We start from the raw sequence: 19,139 nt of genomic DNA, 5'->3' as shown, positions 1-19,139 counted from the left end.
AGTGGGGACGATTTTAGACAAAATTGTAGAGCAAAAGAAAGTAGAAGTTGCGGAGTTATATGAAACGTATTCACCAGTAAAAGCAAAAAGGCAAACACACTCACTTGTAAAAGCTTTAGAGCAGTTTACTGTAATCGCAGAGGTGAAACGAGCGTCTCCATCAAAAGGTGATATAAATTTACATGTTGATGTACCAAGACAAGTTAAAACATATGAAGAATGTGGTGCTGGGGCGGTTTCCGTTTTAACAGATAGTCAATTTTTTAAAGGATCGTTTCACGACTTACAAACTGCAAGAGCAGAAAGTAACATTCCGCTTTTATGCAAAGACTTTATAATCGATAAAATTCAAATTGATAGGGCGTATGAAGCAGGAGCGGATCTTATTTTATTAATCGTAGCGGCGTTAACGAAAGAGAAGTTAAAAGAGCTTTATAACTACGTACTAGAAATAGGATTAGAAGCGATTGTCGAAGTTCATGATGAACGAGAACTAGAAATTGCAATTGAATTAAATCCACATGTTATTGGCATTAACAATCGAAACTTAAAAACGTTCGAAGTAGATGTAAGCCAAACAGAAAAGCTCGGAAAACGATTGAATGAGGAAAAATTACTATGGATTAGCGAAAGTGGCATTCATTCAAAAGAGGATATTATTCGCGTCAAAAGAGCTGGTGCAAAAGGTGTATTAGTTGGTGAAGCACTTATGACAACATCTTCTATTAGCAGCTTTTTCGATGAATGTAAGGTGAAAATATGAAAGTGAAAATTTGCGGTATTACTGATGTTGAAACAGCGAAAAGTGCGTGCGAATACGGTGCAGATGCAATCGGATTTGTTTTTGCAGAAAGTAAACGGAAAATCACTCCCGAGCAAGCGAAAGAAATTATTCAGAAACTTCCAGCGCACGTTTTAAAAGTTGGTGTTTTCGTAAATGAATCAGTAGAAATGATCCAGAAAATTGCAAAGGAATGCGGGTTAACACATGTGCAGTTACATGGGGATGAGGAAAATTATTACATTAGAAGATTGAATATTCCGTCTATAAAAGCGGTAGGAGTAGTTGCGGAGAGTGAAATTAAAAACGCAAATATATACGAAACTGATTATGTATTATTTGATAGCCCGAAAGAAAGGTTTCATGGAGGAAATGGTAAGACATTCTCATGGGAGTTACTCGCACATATACCAAACGAGTTGCGAGAGAAAACGATATTAGCTGGTGGATTAAACATCCTTAATATAGAAGAAGCAATTCGAACCGTTCAGCCCTATATGATCGATGTGAGCAGTGGAGTAGAGACAGAAGGAAAGAAAGATATAGAGAAAATAAAACAATTTATACAAAAAGCGAAGGAGTGTTCCAAATGAATTATGCATATCCAGATGAAAAAGGTCATTACGGTATATACGGAGGACGATACGTTCCAGAAACGTTAATGCAATCCGTATTAGAACTAGAAGAAGCATATAAAGAAGCGATGCAAGACGAAGCGTTTCAAAAGGAATTAAATCATTATTTACAAACGTATGTTGGAAGAGAAACACCGCTATATTTTGCGGAAAATATGACGAAGTATTGCGGCGGGGCAAAGATTTATTTAAAGCGTGAAGATTTGAATCATACAGGAGCTCACAAAATTAACAATACAATTGGCCAGGCACTTCTTGCGGTAAGAATGGGTAAGAAAAAAGTTGTCGCTGAAACAGGGGCTGGACAACATGGAGTTGCAACAGCTACTGTATGTGCACTTCTCGGTTTAGAATGCGTCATTTTCATGGGAGAAGAAGATGTAAGACGTCAAAAATTAAATGTGTTCCGAATGGAATTGCTCGGAGCGAAAGTAGAAAGCGTAGCGGCCGGTAGCGGCACATTAAAAGATGCTGTGAACGAGGCGCTTCGTTACTGGGTTTCACACGTGCATGATACGCACTATATTATGGGATCAGTTCTCGGACCACATCCATTCCCGCAAATTGTCCGTGATTTCCAAAGTGTAATTGGAAAAGAAACGAAAAAACAATATGAAGCGCTAGAAGGGAAATTACCAGAAGCAGTCGTTGCTTGTATTGGCGGTGGTAGTAACGCGATGGGAATGTTTTATCCGTTCGTACACGATGAAGAAGTGGCTCTTTACGGCGTAGAAGCAGCTGGAAAAGGGGTCCATACAGAAAAGCACGCAGCGACTTTAACGAAAGGAAGCGTCGGTGTTTTACATGGGTCAATGATGTACCTTCTGCAAAATGAAGAAGGACAAATTCAAGAAGCGCACTCTATTTCGGCAGGACTGGATTACCCAGGTGTTGGGCCAGAACATAGTTTACTAAAAGACATTGGCCGCGTTTCTTACCATTCGATCACAGATGATGAAGCGTTAGAAGCGTTCCAATTATTAACGAAAAAAGAAGGCATTATCCCGGCATTAGAAAGCTCACATGCTGTTGCATACGCTTTAAAACTAGCACCGCAAATGAAGCAAGACGAAGGACTTGTCATTTGTTTATCCGGCCGTGGTGATAAAGATGTAGAGAGCATAAAACGTTATATGGAAGAGGTGTAAAAAATGGGAGTAGAAAAAATTAAAGCAGCGTTTGAAAATGGCAAGAAAGCATTTATTCCGTATGTAATGGGTGGAGATGGTGGCCTTGGAAAATTAAAAGAACAAATCCGTTTTCTAGATGAAGCAGGGGCAAGTATTGTTGAAATTGGTATCCCATTTTCAGATCCAGTCGCAGACGGTCCAACTATTCAAAGAGCAGGAAAAAGAGCGTTAGATAGCGGTGTAACATTAAAAGGTATTTTTCAAGCATTAGCTGAAGTGAGGAAAGAAGTACAAATTCCATTTGTACTCATGACATATTTAAATCCAGTACTCGCATTCGGAAAAGAACGTTTCATCGGGAGTTGTCTTGAGGCAGGTGTGGATGGCATTATCGTTCCAGACTTACCATATGAAGAACAACATATTATTGCGCCGCTTCTCCGCGATGCGAATATCGCTTTAATTCCACTCGTAACCGTAACGAGCCCAATTGAGCGGATTGAAAAAATTACGAGTGAATCACAAGGATTCGTCTACGCTGTTACAGTAGCGGGGGTAACGGGAGTACGTCAAAACTTTAAAGACGAGATTCATAGTTACTTAGAAAAAGTAAAATCACACGTCCACTTACCGGTAGTTGCAGGATTCGGTATTTCAACACGAGAACAAATAGAAGAAATGATTACAATATGCGACGGTGTTGTCGTAGGAAGTAAAGTCATTGAGCTGTTAGAAAATGAAAAGCAAGAGGAAATATGTGAGTTAATACATGCAGTAAAACAAAAAGAAGAGGCGTAAGTCTCTTCTTTTTGTTTCCTTTAAGAAATGTTAAAATATACAGAAAATACATATAGTTTAGAGGGTGAGAAGGCATGCTAAGATGTAAACTATTATATCTTCTTTTAACTGTACCATTATACGCTTGGCTCATTAGCATGACGAAAATAGAATTATTGGCTCTATTTCTAGGGTATGTATTCATCTTTTCCAACTTAAAGCGGATTCAAGAGCAATCTATTTTAGAAGTATGTATATTTTCAATTATTATAGAACTATTTAGTATCGTTTCGATTGTATTATTAAACGAATTATTCCGGGGAATTCATTCATTTGCATTAATGAAATTTGGGAATATTGTACTGCAAGTAGTATGTACTTATATTGTGTTTGCTGTTTTAGAAAAGATGCTTGGGCAGCAGACGGTTTTTCAGGATAAATAAGAGGCCTACTGTTAATAGGGGCCTCTTACTATTTTAACCTAATGGGTTCTCGCCGAAACGCTCCCATAACTTTGGAAAGCGCTCCGCTAGTTCATCTTCATCATCTTCCCAATCGAATTCCAGTTCAGGCATAGATGAATCATGCCCTTTTTCATCTAATAGGGAGTCAAATTTATTCCACAGATCATCGTCCCATTCTGTATCACCGATTTCTTTTAAAGAGAAGGCTTCAAGTCCGACAGATAGCATTTCCTCGAATTCTGGAATAAGCTCATCTTCTTCATAAAACTCCGGAATTAAGTTTGCTAGGGACTCAGGGTGTTCTACTGCGGATTCAAAGATTTCTTGTCCACATGCAATAAGCCAGCCTCTAAAGTAATCAAATGAATCATCAGAGCATCCACCTAAAATAATATAAGCGCTAGCCCATAGGTTAGACGTATAAGATTGCTTTAAAGCGTTTTGGAGATGAATCTCAAAATCTATAATTTCACTTGTAGGCTTTTTAGATAATTGTTTAATTAACCAATCACTCGTTTCATCTTTTGTATTCATTTCAGAAATAAATTGCCAAAATTGTTCTTTATTCATATGTATAACACCTCGAAAAAATGTATTTCTTAAAGTGTAACATTTTTTCGGTTATTCACTTCATTAACAATAACGAGAAAAACTGTTATAAAATTAATTGAAAATTATAACACCTGTTATATAATAGTTAAAATTGCATTTTTTACGAAATGAGATGATAGCATGGCAATATTGTTGGCACTTATCCCGATTATGATGATTTTCATTTGTTTATTTTTGTTTAAACAAACGTCATTAAGAGCCTCATTAATTTCTTATGCCGTTTCTGTCGGAATCGTTTTACTCTCGCCAACGTTTCAATTAGGGATAAGTGAAACTGTACACGCAACGATTAAAGGTTGGTTAATTTGTTTTATTGTCGGATACGTTTTGTTTTTCGGTATTTTTTTATTTCACCTCATGAACAAAATGGGGTATATCGATCAAGTAGCGAGATTTCTAGAACAAGTCACGCACGATCGATTATTGCAAATGCTTCTTATGTGTTTTGGTATTTGTCCACTTATTGAATCAGTAAGTGGGTTCGGAATTGGCTTTATGGTCGCAGCACCTATTTTTCTTTCTCTCGGCTATAAACCATTTCAAGCTGTGCTACTCTCGTTTATCGGCTTACTTGCAAGCTCATGGGGCGCGATGGCGACCGGTACAATTATCGGTTCTCAGCTTATTAACATGCCGCTCACAACTCTTGGCGCAAATACAGCATTATTAAGTATCCCGATGTTTGCATATTTTATCTTCCTTTCTTTATATGTTGTCGGTGGCTTTCAGGCAGTTATGGAAAAGTGGAAGGAAGGAGTTGGTTTCTTTCTATTATTTTCTATCGGAATCTATCTTTCTAACGTATACGTAAGTGTTGAACTAGCAGGGATATTAAGTTCTATCGTTACAATTACATTTGGCTTTCTTATCATTAAATTAAAAGGGAAAAATGAGCAGGATTTATTAACAGAACATGCTGCGGCTACGGAGAGAGAAGTATCCATTATAAAAATTATTAGCCCTTATATCTTTTTAACAGTTTGTATTTTACTTTCTCGCCTCGTTCCAGTATTACATGATTCGCTTAGGTCATATGCGGTTCTCGATTTAAAATCATACTCTTACAAATTAGAAATGCTGTATTCGCCAGGATTTTGGCTCGGTATGACTTGTTTATTTACAATTATTTTCTTCCGCATTCCATCTACTATTATTAAACAATCAATCTCACAAACGATAAAACAATGGATTCCTTTCGCTATTACAACGACGATGTTCATTGCAACTTCAGAACTAATGGGAGCATCTGGTATGCATTCATTACTCGCAAAAACAGCTGGTGAAACATTTGGTACCTTTTTCGTTTTCGTTGCGCCATTCATCGGCGGAATTGGTGGCTTTTTAACAGGTAGTAACGCAGGATCAAATGCGATGTTTATAAAACTGCAAATGCAAACAGCTCAAAACGTAGCACTCCCGTGGCAATACGTCACAACGCTTCAAAACACCGCATCATCAGTAGCGACAATCGCTTGTCCATCACGTATTACACTTGGTGCTTATTTATGTAATATCCCTTATCGTGAAAATGAACTATTAAAGAAAACGACGTTAATGATTTTTGGTGCGGTGTTACTTGTAGTGATAGAAGTTATTTTTTGGTACGTATTGATAAAGTGAAACTTTAATTAGTGGAGAGCGTTTTTCATCCCCACTAATTATTAGTTGAACCAATCGGGCTTTTACGAGCGGTCAGGCTCCCGCTGGATTTTTTTGTGGGGGGTCTTACTGCCCGTTAATGCGGGATAAAGTGAAAAATCCTCCTAACATAGGAGGATTTTCCTTATGATTGGATAATTTGTAAGTATGTAAAGCTGCTACTAAATGAATAGGAGATGAAAGAGATGCCCTTAAAAAACTACGGTGTGTTAAAAGGTACAGTTATACAATCTAAGATAGGAAAAGGGAAAACACCTCATTATCAAGTTCATTTACAAGGCGAAGTAGGAGTAGATTATCGCATTGCAATTAACGTAAAATCGCAAAGTTATCCGTCAGAAGTTTTATATTTTGCGAGCGAACATATTGATTCAGAAGCTATTCGAATTTTACCGACATTACCGTTTGGATTTACGGAAGTGAAAAATAACGAGCCGAGAGTTGCCTTAGATTATGTAAGGGGTAATTTATTTCATTCAAAACAAATGATTCCTTTGCCAGCTGAAAAATCGGGATCTGATAATGATTTAAATGAGAAAATAGAACATTATATAAAAAGAGCAATAGATGAGAAAGCAATTATTTATGCGTTTGGTGAAAGGTGGGGACCGGAAGAAAAGGTTCCGGATTCATATTTCCACTTTACACCTGGAAACGGTATACACGATATTCATATGAATCAAGGGAATGTAGAGAAATGGCAAGGTGATGACGGTATATGGCAAGATGGAGGTTTGCTCATTCATTTTGAGAAGAGGGAAGAGTGGATAGGTATTTTCCTTGCCTTTCAGTCACAGTCATGGTGTACCGATGAAGAGGGGCATGCTCGTGTTCCGGTTGAGAATTGTAGTTATAAGAGAGAGAAATGATTAGAGGAGGTAGTTCAAAATGAACTACCTCCTCTAATTTTATAAAATACAAAACTCACAAGTGTAGAAATACAAGAGAACAGCAGTGCCACACTAGAAAACGCAATGAGATACATATTATATTTCATTACTTTACCAATTAGTTGGTTACTATCGTACTGAAAGAGTCCCGCTATTATATTGAATAAAAATAACACGATAAACATGACGATGACACCGTCTATTGATCCTTTAATGTCTGGTTTACTTAAAGCGATATGTGCGGAAATACAAATAGCGATAAATAAAAATAACCAAAATGAAGGATTTAATAAATGGTTTAGCGTAAATAAATTTTTCAATAATACAAACGTTGATAGTAGCATGTTTTGGACCATTTCTACATTAATAGAAGTAGAGGCAATCGTTTTTTCGAGAGTTGTATTAAATAGAGAATATGAATCTGGTACGAAATAACGCATTAAAAGGATTAATGCAGTAATACCAGAAATAATAGGGCCGATTCCAATGAAGAAATTCCCAATTCGCTGATATACACTTTTTTGATTGTATTGGTGTTGTACGTAACCTAGAGCACCTTGACTTGTATCTGTTGGGAAGAACTGCGTTGCTACAATTTTATGACGAAATAGTACGCACATAATTGCATGTCCGAGTTCATGAATAGGAACACCAATCCACGCAGTTAATAGGAATCCTTTTCTTCCGAAAGCCCTCGACCAATACATTCGTGTGAGAGATTCTAAATAACCTAATAGAAATCCAATTACAATGATGACTCCAATTAAAGAAAATAGTTGGATCACACTTGTAAGGAGTATTTGAAAAATTGAGTTTACAAATTCCATTGTCTTTCATCCAATCTGTTTAAAGTTTCACTTTATTTGCTATGTTTCATAATAGCATTATTTTTCTAGATTACTAGTACATATATTTTCTTTCGAAGGGAGGATTTCATAATCTTTTTCTTGTAGTCATGTTTTATGTCCAAAGTCATATATTGAATCTGTAACACCCTATAAGGTATATGCTTAAGGAGGGATGAGAGAATGAAATGTCCGGTGTGTAGTACAGAGAATGCAGCGGAGGCAAAGTTTTGTGGGAATTGTGGACATTCGTTAACGGAAGAAGCGGAAGCAAGTGGTACACAGGAAGAAGGGCAACTATCGAGCGCAACGCAAGTAAAGGAAAGTCGGCCGAATGAAACGGTAGAGCAAGCGAAAAAATTTGCAAGTGGTTATTTTCAGTTCTTTCAAAATGCGTTAAAAGCACCGACAGCGATTATGAAAAGTGGAAGTATTGAAGTGCGAAATGGGATCGTGAGTCTTGTGCTTATTTGTTTTTTAGGAGCATGTATATTTTATAGAATAATGAGCGCAGCAACAGCCGTTACGAGAACATTTGCACCAGATATATCTACTCCCACATTTTTTGGAGAATCTGTAACGGTCTTTTTATTTTTATTAATTTTAACTTTATTTGTCGGATTTATTATTTTTGTAAGTGGTAAGATGATGAAATCATCTTTTTCTTTTCTTGAAGTATTCGGTATATGGGGAACGATAGTGACTCCGGCTATTGCTATATTAGTCCTTTCGTTTCTTTTTAGTTTCCTATTAATATTTTTCTTACCGATATTACTATGGGTAGCTACAACATATATAGGGATTAGTATAATTGTAGCTATATTAAAACTAGACAACGGCGGCTTAGATCCTGTTTACACACTTATTATCGCAAATGTTTTCATTGGGATTGCAACATGGATTGTACTTTGGTCTTACATTAACACGATAATTCAAACCTTTACCAGAGGATTAACTGGCTTCTAATGAAAAGGTGGTTGAACGGATGAATGTATGTACAAAGTGCGGAACTCAGTTTGAAGACGGAGTGCAATTTTGCCAAAACTGCGGGACGAAGAGGGGACGTCCTGTAGTACAAAAGCAGAAAATGGGCAAAGGGACAAAAATTGGAATTATACTTTTAGCACTTTTTGTGATAGTAATGGGCGGGTTGTATATGTATGGTGGTTCATATTATTCGCAATCAGCGCAAGTAGACCGTATGATTACTGTTTTACAAGAGAGGAACGGGGAGCAACTGGCTGAGATGGTCACGACAGATGATCCAGCGGTTATTGTAACGAGAGAGAGTTTAGCGCCTCTATTTTCATATATAAAAGAAAATCCGTCTTACGTTAATGAATTGAAAGGTTATATGAAGCAAGGACAAAAGCAGGGTGAGGGAATAGAAAGAGTAGATTTTTCTTTAACAAAAGACGGGAAGTATTTCTTTTTATTTGATCGGTATAAATTGAAAGCGAAGACGTATTATGCAACGTTACTTACAAATGAAAAAGATACATTTTTAAAGGTGAACGGAAAAGAGCTTGATAAGACGAATGATAAAAAGTTTGAGAAGCAGTATGGACCGTTTCTTCCAGGGGTACAACTGTTTCAATCAGAATATAAAAATGAATATGTGAAACTATCCCGTGAAGAAAAGGTTGTACTTATGAAACAAAGCCAAAATAATGTAACGGTAGATTTAACGTTACAAGGACAATATATTACAGTCCAAACGAATGCGCCTGGTGCGACATTATATGTGAATCAAAAGCCAGTTACAACGTTGACCGGAGAAGAGATTACGTGGGGGCCTATATCTACTGATGGAAGTGCAACGATTTATTTAGAACGAAATGGTGAAAACGGAAGAGAAATGACAAAGGTGGAAACTGTCACCGCACTGTCGACTTATAGTCTTCCATTTCAAAAGAAAGGTGCAGAAAAAACAGTTATTTACAATGTCACCCCGCCAGTTACGACTCAATATGTATATAATGGTTTCATTTTCCCTGATAGTGATATTCGTAAATTAACGAGTGCGGATTTGGGATATTTAACGAAAGAACAATTGAAAATTGCTAGAAATGAAATATACGCAAGACATGGATATATTTTTCAAACGAAAGATATGCAAACGTACTTTTCAAAACAGTCTTGGTACAGAGAAAATCCGTATTTTACAGGAGCGTTAACTAATATTGAATCTTATAATGTTGAACTTATTAAATCAAGAGAATAGAGTGCGTGAAAAAGGTACAGTGCATATTACTGTACCTTTTCTATAGTTATTTAGCTGGATTAGGATCTCTTGAGAAAAAATATGAAAGAGGAATGTGACTCTGCTTCAGAATGGGGTGGTACGACTATTTTAATTGTATCATCTGATCCTGCTGATGTAGTAAGCATTATTGTATTTGGAGATAAGTTAATAATTTTAACAGTACCGACCGGAAATATGGACTTACCGGCGTGTGATGCTGAGGCGAAGCGAGTGGCTTTCCAAATATCTTGTGCCACAAATTTGTAGAGGGAATTCTCTTTCTTTACAATAGAAGTAGGTGTTATTTTGATAAAATATGGAAAGCGTAAAGAGTATGTAAAAAAGAAGGAGTGGTAAAGTGAACTATGTCATTATTGGCGGAGATGCAGCTGGTATGAGTGCAGCGATGCAAATTGTTAGAAACGATGAAACTGCAAATGTTGTGACGTTAGAAAAAGGTGAAATATATTCATACGCTCAGTGCGGACTACCGTATGTGATTAGCGGTGCTATTGCTTCAACTGAAAAATTAATCGCACGCAATGTAAAGACATTTCGAGATAAATACGGAATAGATGCGAAAGTGCGTCATGAAGTAACGAAAGTGGATACTGAAAATAAAATTGTGTATGCAGTACATACGAAGACGAAAGATGCCTTTGAATTTCCATATGATCGATTATTAATTGCGACTGGTGTACGACCTGTTATGCCAGATTGGGAAGGAAGGGATTTACAAGGTGTTCATCTTTTAAAAACAATTCCGGATGCTGAGCGTATATTAGACACGTTACAAGCAAATAGTGTTGAGCAAGTAACGATTATTGGCGGCGGTGCAATTGGTCTAGAGATGGCAGAAACATTTGTAGAACTAGGAAAGAAAGTAAGAATGATTGAGCGAAACGATCATATTGGCACAATTTATGATGCCGATATGGCGGAATATATACATAAAGAAGCGGATAAACATAATATCGAAATTTTAACAAATGAGAATGTAAAAGCGTTTAAAGGAAAAGAGAGAGTAGAGTTAATTGAGACGGATAAAGGTACGTATAAAACAGATCTCGTTTTAGTATCTGTCGGTGTACAGCCAAATACTGATTTTCTTGAGGGGACAAATATACGTAAAAATTATAAAGGTGCAATTGAAGTAAATGCTTATATGCAAACGAATGTGAAAGATGTATATGCAGCAGGAGATTGTGCAACACATTATCACGTTATAAAAGAGATTCATGATCATATTCCAATTGGAACGACCGCAAATAAACAAGGGCGACTTGCAGGGCTAAATATGGTTGATAAACGAAGAGCCTTTAAAGGTACTTTAGGTACAGGAATTATTAAATTTATGGATCTTACATTAGCGAGAACGGGGTTAAATGAAAAAGAAGCGAGCGGATTAAATATTCCGTATAAAACAGTAAAAATAGATTCAACAAATATGGCAGGCTATTATCCGAGTGCTACACCACTTTATTTGAAATTACTATATCGTTCTGATACGAAACAATTATTAGGCGGGCAAGTAATTGGTGAAGAAGGTGTAGATAAGCGTATTGATGTTATCGCAATGGCACTTTTCAATAAAATGAGCATTCACGATTTAGAAGATGTCGACTTAAGTTACGCACCACCATATAACAGCGTTTGGGATCCAATTCAACAAGCGGCAAGGAGAGCGGAATAGCACTTTTTAAGTGCTATTTTTTCGTTAAAGGGGAATGATTATTTTTGTCGAATAAAGAGGGTTGGGAAATAGTTACATATAGGGGAGGGGATCATTAAAAATGGTTGTAGCACTTCAAAAAGTTCCAGAATCAGAAAAAACGATTTTACGTAATTTGTACTCACTATATCTTCATGACCTTTCTAGGTTCACTACTAATATAACTATTGGAGCGGATGGTTTTTTTGAATACGAAGATTTGGACACGTTTTGGAAAATCGACGGAATCACTCCATATTTCATAAAAGTTGATAATAGTATCGTAGGGTTTTTATTGTTATTAGAACGCCCATTTTTGAAGAAAGAAAATGACTTTGGTATTAATGATATTTTCATATTGAATCAATATAAAGGAAAAGGAATTGGTAAACAAGTTATTGAGAATTTACTAGAAGAGAAACGAGGACAATATTTTGTTATCGAACTTGTGGGAAATGTACCAGCAGTTTCGTTTTGGAAGAAAGTATATAAAGAACTGAATATTGAATTTGATGAGAGAGAGCAACTAATTGATGATGAAGAATGTCTCGTTCAGACGTTTAAAATATAATGAAATTGGTGCTCTTTACAATTACTTTGAAGTTGAACTTTATCCGCGTTAACGGGCAGCCCGATTGTGGTGAGGGCTAATAATCAGTAGGGGATGGGCAAAATCCTTGCTGATTAAAGTTTCACTTTATTTTGAATATAGCGTTCACCCTTGAAAAGTATAGTAGTTATCGCTTATATTGTCATATAGTATTTGTTTTTTTAACAAGCAATGAACGAACCAGGGGGTACAACATGGCAATAAATATGAAAACAATCGAAGAATGGATTGCTGAATCAAATACAAGACATGAAGAAGACTTTGGACACGTTGTTGAAGAGATGAAAGAAGTATGTGTCGGACTTGATAACGCGACGTTAATTTATACGAAAAATGTATTTTGTTTCGGCAAGAAAGCAGAAGTATTTTTCTTCTTCCAAGATCACGTTGTTATCGGACAAGAGAAGGAAGAGTATGTCGAAGTTGAGAAGTTAAAGTATGCTGATATTACAAATAGTAATTTAAAAACAAATGATAAAAATACTACATTAGAATTGAAGTTTTCTAATGGAAAAGCTATCAATTTAGATAGTTTAAATGATAACTACGGTACGAAAAACTGGTTATTTGCAAGACAAATTAAGAGTATCTTTAAATTAATCTAGTAAAAAAGCAGGCCTTGAACGGCCTGTTTTTTTACTTGTTTCCTATTACACAAAGGCAACCTCTCTCCTCATAACATTTCACACCTTTAAATCCTGTTTTATAAAAGAGGTTTACTAATTCTTCGGTCGCTTTAAATGTATCCATATGATATTGGATTTTGAAAGTTTCAGCGACTAATAAAAAGGATCCGTTCGGTTTTAAGACGCGAAACACTTCTTTTATATCGTGTTCAACATCAGGCCAAAAGTAGTGGGTTTGAAAAGCGGTAATGAGATCAAAGAAGTCCGGATGATATGGAATAGAGGAGACGCTTGCTTGATGAATAATTACTTTCGCTGCTTTTACATCCTTCATATTTGCTTTCTTTGAGTTTTCAACAGCTTGATTGGAGTAATCAATCCCATATATTTTCCCATGGGGAGTTAATCTTGAAAGTGTATGTATTGTTTTACCACCTCCACAACCAATATCTAAAATAATTGCATCTTCACGTATATGTATTTTTTGTAAAGCCCAATTTGTTAGTCTCGTATGTGCAGCATTCATAATGCAAAGCATAGAGGAACCGATTGTCCCACGAGGATTTTTCGCTTGCTCGATTAATCGTTGTAAAATACTCAATTCAAACTCTCCTTTTATATAAGAATATGTACTTATTTCGCTTCTAATAATTTAACTCCTTTAAAAAAGCACGCCATCAATTGGCGTGCTTCTAATTATGCAAGTATCCTTTTAGCCAATTCCGCGCCCGATACGCTCCAACTGGAATTTGAATGAGCGACGTTTCATTTCTGTCATCTATTCCATACAATTGATTACATAAATTTGTATCGAAACTAAGTAAAGGGTGACCGCCCATTCCCATAGCAGTCGCAGCTAAAACGAGTTTATGAACGAGTATACCAGCTTCCATTTGGTGAATACGGTATCCTCTATATCCTAATTCATTTTTATAGTAATCTTTATTTCCAATTACATGTAGACAAAGTGGTGCTTGAAACAGGTTTACGTTATCCATCGTCATACTGGATTGGAGGGGATAACGAAGGTCTCCATGCCGTATTGGCTGTATGGAATGTGTTTGACTGTTATAAGCGTAAGCGCCGTTTTCTATATCTTTTACGTTATAAAAGCATCCATATAATGAGACTCGTGCATTTTCATTTAAGTAATTACCATCAAGGTCGTTGTAATAAGGGAAGGAGAGGCTCGCTTCTTGTAGTAAAGTAGCGAGCTCGACTGCATCCCATTTCGTTAAAATGAAGTCGGCATCAGGTGAATATCGTTTTTTACAAAGGTGCAAGAAATCATATGATAAACGTTCTACTTTTGGTAGTTGTAAAGTGTGGGCATTATATTGATGTCGTTCTTCATGAGTTAATGTTTGGAAGTGTTCTGTCGATTCAATCATAGATGTCGCGTTTACTTTTGTTATCATCGGATATTCATCTACATGTTTTGAGCGAACGAAATGCTCATGTGTTAAAGGCGGAATTTGCTGCAGTAAGTCATGAGAAGTAACTGTTTTATTTTCATGATGATCATCGTGAAACCAATCTGTATGTGGTTCTGTACTTAAAGGAACGACCGCGTATACACTTTCTTCATTTTCTGATAGTCCGAGTAAATGATTAATTGCCCGGTCTAGAAACTGAAAATATACCCCATTTGTGTAGCCGAATTGTTTTGCGCATTCAAGCAATTGTCCGATTAGAACGCCACTATCTAACCCTTGCAGACGATATGAAAAGTTATTGTATTTAAAGAAGTTTTTCCAAAACATAGTAGATACGAATGCAGCGCCAAAACAAGAATGCATGTTGCAACGATTGCCGAGTGCTTCTGTAAGATAAGAATCAAAATTTCCTTCTCGAAGTAAGACGAGACGATGGTGTGCGGTGTCATAATGGTAAATTCCGTCTGGATAATGGTCAATCTTTAAATACATATATAATTCATTTGGATATAAAGCCCCCCCTGAAGGGATGAATCTTCGGAATAGAGTCGTTGTTTTATTATGTTCTAGGCTAGTAGTAGGTTGGCATAATTGTGTTAAACCAAACGAGTACCAAAGATAATGACCGATTTCCTCTAAGTTAGGTTTAGTAGAAGGATTACGTAATGTTAACGGGACTTCTAAAGAGAGAGGGATGACTGGTAAATTTCGATATAATTTATAAGGAAGTGGCGCATCTTCCCAATCAATCTCTTTATCGGGCGGCATAATTTCATTAATAGAGAAATGGAGATGGTGTAAAAAAGTATCTAGTTGCATCAAATTCCCTCCTTATTATAAATTATGGAAACGGATGCGGATGTGGATTTAATCCCTCATTCGTTAAAGGTTCATTTGTATAGCCGAGTGTCATCGGTACGGTATATACTCTGTCTAGTCCTGTAAGACGAGTGAGGTGGTGACCAAACGTCATCGGTAACATGCCTGGAATAATTACTTTTACACAATGTAAGCCATTCTTTTCTATGAGGGGGACAGTTTGATCTACAACAATTACTTCAAGCCCAGATTGATGTAGTCGGTTTAAAAGTTGATTCAGGTCAGATGTTAAATCCATATCAAATGATTGTAATGCATTTACTTCTTGGAACGTTTGCACCGGAGCATCGTCACGTAAAAGGAAGTGAAGACGTTCTTCAGCTTCTTTCAATCCGTATAGCATACTATGATCGCCCATTTGCGTAACAAGATAAGGATCGCGTAAACAGTTTTCATATTTTTCTTTGTTTTGATTCAGATCATCATCTGATATAAGTAACATGCCAGCTATTTCATGAATCGCAGTTTTGATTGCTCGAATGGGTTCCATATGAGCACCACCAGCACAGACGAGATTCATCCCATCTTGCCTCGTGTTTTTTGCAATCACCCAAATGCTCGGAATATCGTGTTCCATCGTTGCGTTGAAAACGTGTAATTCATATCCAGTAATCGTACGCAAGCGCTCAATCATTAATTGTAATTCAGTATCCTCTGCGGAACTAAGATCAAGACGAGGAAGAGGTAATTCTGCATACCATGTGAGTAAAAAAGCATCGCGCTCTACGATTTCTAATATGCCATGAAAAATGGCTTCTTCTAAACTACCACCAATCGCACATCCATTTGATGTTTCATACACAAAAGCATCTCGATGACCAAGGCTATAATAGGCGATTGATTCTGGGACTAGAAGTGGTCTATCTTGTGATAAAGAATATCCCCATACCCAACTTTGCTGATGATCAGGATCAAATGGTTTAAATGGAAAAGGATCACGATTATAATGTTCATTTGTATGTACACCAAGTGTGAGGGGATTCAGTGCGATATCCTCTAGTTCACGAAAACTACCATGTACATTTGTCTTTTTGCCACGAGGTGACATGCCGCAATATCGTTCTAATCCTTCCAAAATAGCAGTTGATTCACTGAGTGCGAATGAATTAGTTCGGCCCGCGACACCTTCATTCCCAAACATTAACGGCATATTTATAATGACATCAGCGAACGGTAATAAAGAATGCTGCATTTTGCCGTTTAAAATTCCGGTTCGATAATCTAAATAATCTTTCGTTAAAAATGTGTTTAGCTCATGAATCGAACGACAGCGATACGCCTCACTGCTCGTTTTCAAACTCGGTTGTAAAGAAATCTTTGATGCATCGGCTGTATCGTCAGACAAATTGCTACATACTGGACAGAGAGGATCTGGAAGAAAGGAATGCCGGGTACATTGTAATGTTTGTAAGTCTAGTAAAATAAGTTCGTTTTCTAAAGAAGAATGTTCAGTAGATAATATTTTCTCTGTTTCAGCATGAATGAGCTGGCACATTTGTAAAATTCCATTTTGGGTGGCGCGTACATCACGCCTCGTCACATCATTTGCTTTTAACGCATATTTTCGCTGTAATTCCCACATTTCTCGTTGATCAAAGCCAGCTATAAAGCGACGGCCATCAGCGCAGTTGGTACATCCTGTGGCAAGAGGGTGAATGTAAGGGCCGATAATCCCTTCACCAAATGAAGTGAACCCCCGAAGCCATGGAATATTACTTGAGCGAAAGATAAGTTCGGCATCATGATGAACGGAAGAAGGAGAGCCGTCATGTAATACAAGAGCGAGATGAATATTTTCAGGGAGAGTTTCTGTAATTGTATGTTGGCGGATGATGGAGTATTGTTTACACAATTGATCATGTACATAGTCTGCGAGTAGGCCATCTCCTATTAGTAGTATGTTTTGAGTCATTTGCTTTCACCCTCCTCAATTAATACCCCATATACACCATCTAAGTTATCTTTTAGAAATGACTCAATTGCTAAATCAAAAACGAATGGATAAAAATTGTTTTCTGCTAAATTTTGCAGGGCAACCTGTAAAGACTGTACGCCTGGAACTTCTTGCTCTTCTTGTATTTCTACCCTAAAAGAATCAGTACTACATAAAATAATGGATGATTCTGGCAAAATATTAGATCTATAAGGAACCTCTTCATTTTGAATATGAAGGAGTGCTTGTTGCAGAGCGTTTCTTAGTGCCAATGTCATATTAATATTTGCTGCACCATACCATCTATCGTTTATACCGACCCAAACGACAGGAAAACCGAGTAATTCCTCACTTATTCCAACTTTAGGCGTTTCATGAATTGTAGAGAGAGCATTGTAGTAAAATCTACAATGGTTATCATGTACTTCGGTTAAATCGAGTTCTGTAATTTCTTCTAGCATATGTGATTGCCGCTCACACAACTGATTGTTTAAATGTTTTTGTAGTGCGCGGTATACACCTTCTGTCATCGTTTCACCAGCACCAATACCGATATCATTATGTTCAGGAATAAGACGATGAATGATTTCCTCTACATATGTTTCAACCCCTGTTAAACCAGCTTCGCGGCGCGCTTCATTATGAGTTAGTCCACCACAAGTTATAGTAGGGAGGAGAGCGCTAGGTCCGTCTGATAATGGATTTGCGACTTGAATATAGCACTGTGATAAAGGTAATTGATATAAATTTTGTTCATCCCACATATGGAATATACCAGCTTCTCTAGATGTTAATGTATCAAAAAAGCGGAAAATTTCAGTTGAATCAAATTGTTCGGAACGATGTGCAAGGTTTTCATGAAGATTTTGCACCGTATCAATTGTAAAGCTTTCATCAGTTGCGAGAGGATGCTTTATAAAGGGATGCCACTTTCCCTCAAGTGTTTCAAAGTTTAATAAATAGAATTGCGGGTTATTCTGCCGATGTGAATCGTCAGCGACATGCTTAAATAATTCAAAAACGATAATATTTGCTAACATTGCACCTGTAATTGGCGAGAAAGGCTCTGTTGGATTTTCATTTTGTAAAGTAGTTTCATGTAGCCGATGCCATGCTGATTCCCAGCATTCTTCACGCTCTGCTATTACGACAGGTCCAGCTAAACCGATTCTTGATAAGCATATAGCAGGGATGAAATTTTTCCCTTCATCTCTACAAATAGCATGTATTGCTCTTAAACTTTCAATATCTCCATTTTGAGAAACGTATAAAATCCAGTCGAAAGGCTCGAATACTTCATGTAAAGGACGATCGATTGTAGTATCTATTTCTTGTATAAGTACATGATCATCATTTGCATAGGCACGTTCTATTAGTTCATGAATTCGATCGTAGTTTGTTTCAGCACGATCTGTAACAAGATAATGAAATGTAGGTAAGCCGGATTCAAGCAAAGAAGAAATTAGGGAAGTAAGCATATCCCCAGAACCAATTATAAGTACATTTGCTGTGCGGTACGTTTGGAATTTTAAAGCACCTGAATGGGAATCAGCTTCTAAAAATTCAATTTGCGAAGCATATCTGTCGAGCAGTGCATCGTTTAATTCGTGAGGAGCGTCTTGGCTTACATCACGAACGAAACCATTTTCATATAAAATCTCTCCAATTTCAAACACTCGATTTTGATAGGGGAGAGGGAGACCATCCGTCAATTCCTCTAAAGAGTGATTACCATTAAACATAGGCATTAATTTCTCAATCCAGTTATAAATTCCATCACCATCCATACGGAATGAACTGGAGTTATTTCGAAAATAGACACCCCCGTTTGAATCGGGGAGGAAGAAAGTATCTTTATTTGTTTTGAGTTTCGTGTGAGTCGGAAGAGTACTCATTTTTATCCCCC

At 36.9% G+C, this 19,139-nt stretch carries 18 protein-coding genes and 1 pseudogene; 12 read left to right on the top strand and 7 right to left on the bottom strand.

Annotated features, from left to right (window positions below):
- The first annotated feature begins 1 nt into the window (after position 1).
- From trpC to MR109_RS11165, 5 genes are all read left to right on the top strand, one after another.
- Positions 2-763, top strand: a complete 762-nt coding sequence (gene trpC / locus MR109_RS11185) for an indole-3-glycerol phosphate synthase TrpC (RefSeq protein ID WP_048369604.1) — start codon at positions 2-4, stop codon at positions 761-763.
- Positions 760-1,374 carry a phosphoribosylanthranilate isomerase gene (locus MR109_RS11180; protein ID WP_242272111.1) on the top strand — a complete coding sequence of 205 codons (615 nt, stop codon included), beginning with the start codon at positions 760-762 and terminating at the stop codon, positions 1,372-1,374. The genes trpC and MR109_RS11180 overlap by 4 nt, the downstream gene beginning before the upstream one ends.
- Positions 1,371-2,564, top strand: coding sequence for a tryptophan synthase subunit beta (trpB, locus tag MR109_RS11175; RefSeq protein ID WP_025149175.1), 1,194 nt, complete (start codon positions 1,371-1,373; stop codon positions 2,562-2,564). Before MR109_RS11180 ends, trpB begins: the two co-directional genes overlap by 4 nt.
- Before the next feature lie 3 nt (positions 2,565-2,567).
- A complete protein-coding gene (trpA, locus tag MR109_RS11170) occupies positions 2,568-3,344 on the top strand; it encodes a tryptophan synthase subunit alpha (RefSeq protein ID WP_242272110.1) in 777 nt (258 codons plus the stop codon).
- Between the two features lie 74 nt (positions 3,345-3,418).
- Entirely contained in the window at positions 3,419-3,766 is a 348-nt protein-coding gene (locus MR109_RS11165; RefSeq protein WP_242272109.1) for a DUF4029 domain-containing protein, read from the top strand.
- Positions 3,767-3,799: 33 nt separating this feature from the next.
- Here MR109_RS11165 and MR109_RS11160 read toward each other — a convergent pair whose 3' ends face one another.
- The gene (locus MR109_RS11160) at positions 3,800-4,357 is read right to left on the bottom strand and encodes a DUF4240 domain-containing protein (RefSeq protein ID WP_242272108.1); all 558 of its coding nucleotides are present in this window, start codon (positions 4,355-4,357) and stop codon (positions 3,800-3,802) included.
- Between the two features lie 162 nt (positions 4,358-4,519).
- On the opposite strand from MR109_RS11160, the gene MR109_RS11155 reads away from it, so the two are divergent.
- Positions 4,520-6,019 carry an L-lactate permease gene (locus tag MR109_RS11155; protein ID WP_242272107.1) on the top strand — a complete coding sequence of 500 codons (1,500 nt, stop codon included), beginning with the start codon at positions 4,520-4,522 and terminating at the stop codon, positions 6,017-6,019.
- 224 nt (positions 6,020-6,243) lie between these two features.
- Positions 6,244-6,927, top strand: coding sequence for a DUF2278 family protein (locus MR109_RS11150; protein WP_242272106.1), 684 nt, complete (start codon positions 6,244-6,246; stop codon positions 6,925-6,927).
- 14 nt (positions 6,928-6,941) lie between these two features.
- On the opposite strand, the gene MR109_RS11145 is transcribed toward MR109_RS11150, so the two are convergent.
- A complete protein-coding gene (locus tag MR109_RS11145; RefSeq protein ID WP_242272105.1) occupies positions 6,942-7,775 on the bottom strand; it encodes a hypothetical protein in 834 nt (277 codons plus the stop codon).
- 201 nt (positions 7,776-7,976) lie between these two features.
- Between MR109_RS11145 and MR109_RS11140 the strand changes: the two genes are divergently transcribed.
- Both MR109_RS11140 and MR109_RS11135 read left to right on the top strand, forming a co-directional pair.
- Positions 7,977-8,759 (top strand): zinc ribbon domain-containing protein, encoded by a 783-nt coding sequence (locus tag MR109_RS11140; protein ID WP_242272104.1) that lies wholly within the window; start codon positions 7,977-7,979, stop codon positions 8,757-8,759.
- A 19-nt stretch (positions 8,760-8,778) separates the two neighbouring features.
- Entirely contained in the window at positions 8,779-10,017 is a 1,239-nt protein-coding gene (locus MR109_RS11135) for a TcaA 3rd/4th domain-containing protein (RefSeq protein WP_242272103.1), read from the top strand.
- Between the two features lie 46 nt (positions 10,018-10,063).
- Here the strand turns inward: MR109_RS11135 and MR109_RS30395 are convergent.
- Positions 10,064-10,292 (bottom strand): annotated as a pseudogene (locus MR109_RS30395) (hypothetical protein); the annotation flags it as partial.
- 104 nt (positions 10,293-10,396) lie between these two features.
- On the opposite strand from MR109_RS30395, the gene MR109_RS11125 reads away from it, so the two are divergent.
- The 3 genes from MR109_RS11125 (at position 10,397) to MR109_RS11115 (ending at position 12,964) form a co-directional block, all read left to right on the top strand.
- The gene (locus MR109_RS11125; protein WP_178940528.1) at positions 10,397-11,731 is read left to right on the top strand and encodes an FAD-dependent oxidoreductase; all 1,335 of its coding nucleotides are present in this window, start codon (positions 10,397-10,399) and stop codon (positions 11,729-11,731) included.
- Positions 11,732-11,831: 100 nt separating this feature from the next.
- A complete protein-coding gene (locus MR109_RS11120; protein WP_242272102.1) occupies positions 11,832-12,320 on the top strand; it encodes a GNAT family N-acetyltransferase in 489 nt (162 codons plus the stop codon).
- 233 nt (positions 12,321-12,553) lie between these two features.
- Complete coding sequence (locus tag MR109_RS11115; RefSeq protein ID WP_048369578.1) at positions 12,554-12,964, top strand: DUF3908 family protein; 411 nt, start codon at positions 12,554-12,556, stop codon at positions 12,962-12,964.
- Between the two features lie 31 nt (positions 12,965-12,995).
- On the opposite strand, the gene MR109_RS11110 is transcribed toward MR109_RS11115, so the two are convergent.
- The 4 genes from MR109_RS11110 to MR109_RS11095 form a co-directional block, all read right to left on the bottom strand.
- The gene (locus tag MR109_RS11110) at positions 12,996-13,586 is read right to left on the bottom strand and encodes a class I SAM-dependent methyltransferase (RefSeq protein ID WP_242272101.1); all 591 of its coding nucleotides are present in this window, start codon (positions 13,584-13,586) and stop codon (positions 12,996-12,998) included.
- A gap of 91 nt (positions 13,587-13,677) precedes the next feature.
- A complete protein-coding gene (locus MR109_RS11105) occupies positions 13,678-15,240 on the bottom strand; it encodes a SagB family peptide dehydrogenase (RefSeq protein ID WP_242272100.1) in 1,563 nt (520 codons plus the stop codon).
- 22 nt (positions 15,241-15,262) lie between these two features.
- Entirely contained in the window at positions 15,263-17,212 is a 1,950-nt protein-coding gene (locus MR109_RS11100) for a TOMM precursor leader peptide-binding protein (RefSeq protein WP_242272099.1), read from the bottom strand.
- Complete coding sequence (locus MR109_RS11095) at positions 17,209-19,128, bottom strand: putative thiazole-containing bacteriocin maturation protein (protein WP_242272098.1); 1,920 nt, start codon at positions 19,126-19,128, stop codon at positions 17,209-17,211. The genes MR109_RS11100 and MR109_RS11095 overlap by 4 nt, the downstream gene beginning before the upstream one ends.
- Positions 19,129-19,139: the final 11 nt, after the last annotated feature.

The organism is Bacillus cereus group sp. BfR-BA-01310 (assembly GCF_022664325.1).
Taxonomy (GTDB): Bacteria; Bacillota; Bacilli; order Bacillales; family Bacillaceae_G; genus Bacillus_A; species Bacillus_A paramycoides.
Note: the sequence above shows the minus strand (reverse complement) of the source record. Positions and strands in the feature narration are given on the sequence as shown.

Coding starts and splice junctions, on each gene's coding strand:
- MR109_RS11095 (WP_242272098.1), bottom strand. CDS start 19,128: ATGAGTACTCTTCCGACTCACACGAAACTCAAAACAAATAAAGATACT.
- MR109_RS11155 (WP_242272107.1), top strand. CDS start 4,520: ATGGCAATATTGTTGGCACTTATCCCGATTATGATGATTTTCATTTGT.
- MR109_RS11150 (WP_242272106.1), top strand. CDS start 6,244: ATGCCCTTAAAAAACTACGGTGTGTTAAAAGGTACAGTTATACAATCT.
- trpA (WP_242272110.1), top strand. CDS start 2,568: ATGGGAGTAGAAAAAATTAAAGCAGCGTTTGAAAATGGCAAGAAAGCA.
- MR109_RS11135 (WP_242272103.1), top strand. CDS start 8,779: ATGAATGTATGTACAAAGTGCGGAACTCAGTTTGAAGACGGAGTGCAA.
- MR109_RS11120 (WP_242272102.1), top strand. CDS start 11,832: ATGGTTGTAGCACTTCAAAAAGTTCCAGAATCAGAAAAAACGATTTTA.
- MR109_RS11165 (WP_242272109.1), top strand. CDS start 3,419: ATGCTAAGATGTAAACTATTATATCTTCTTTTAACTGTACCATTATAC.
- MR109_RS11140 (WP_242272104.1), top strand. CDS start 7,977: ATGAAATGTCCGGTGTGTAGTACAGAGAATGCAGCGGAGGCAAAGTTT.
- MR109_RS11105 (WP_242272100.1), bottom strand. CDS start 15,240: ATGCAACTAGATACTTTTTTACACCATCTCCATTTCTCTATTAATGAA.
- MR109_RS11160 (WP_242272108.1), bottom strand. CDS start 4,357: ATGAATAAAGAACAATTTTGGCAATTTATTTCTGAAATGAATACAAAA.
- MR109_RS11100 (WP_242272099.1), bottom strand. CDS start 17,212: ATGACTCAAAACATACTACTAATAGGAGATGGCCTACTCGCAGACTAT.
- MR109_RS11145 (WP_242272105.1), bottom strand. CDS start 7,775: ATGGAATTTGTAAACTCAATTTTTCAAATACTCCTTACAAGTGTGATC.
- MR109_RS11180 (WP_242272111.1), top strand. CDS start 760: ATGAAAGTGAAAATTTGCGGTATTACTGATGTTGAAACAGCGAAAAGT.
- MR109_RS11115 (WP_048369578.1), top strand. CDS start 12,554: ATGGCAATAAATATGAAAACAATCGAAGAATGGATTGCTGAATCAAAT.
- trpB (WP_025149175.1), top strand. CDS start 1,371: ATGAATTATGCATATCCAGATGAAAAAGGTCATTACGGTATATACGGA.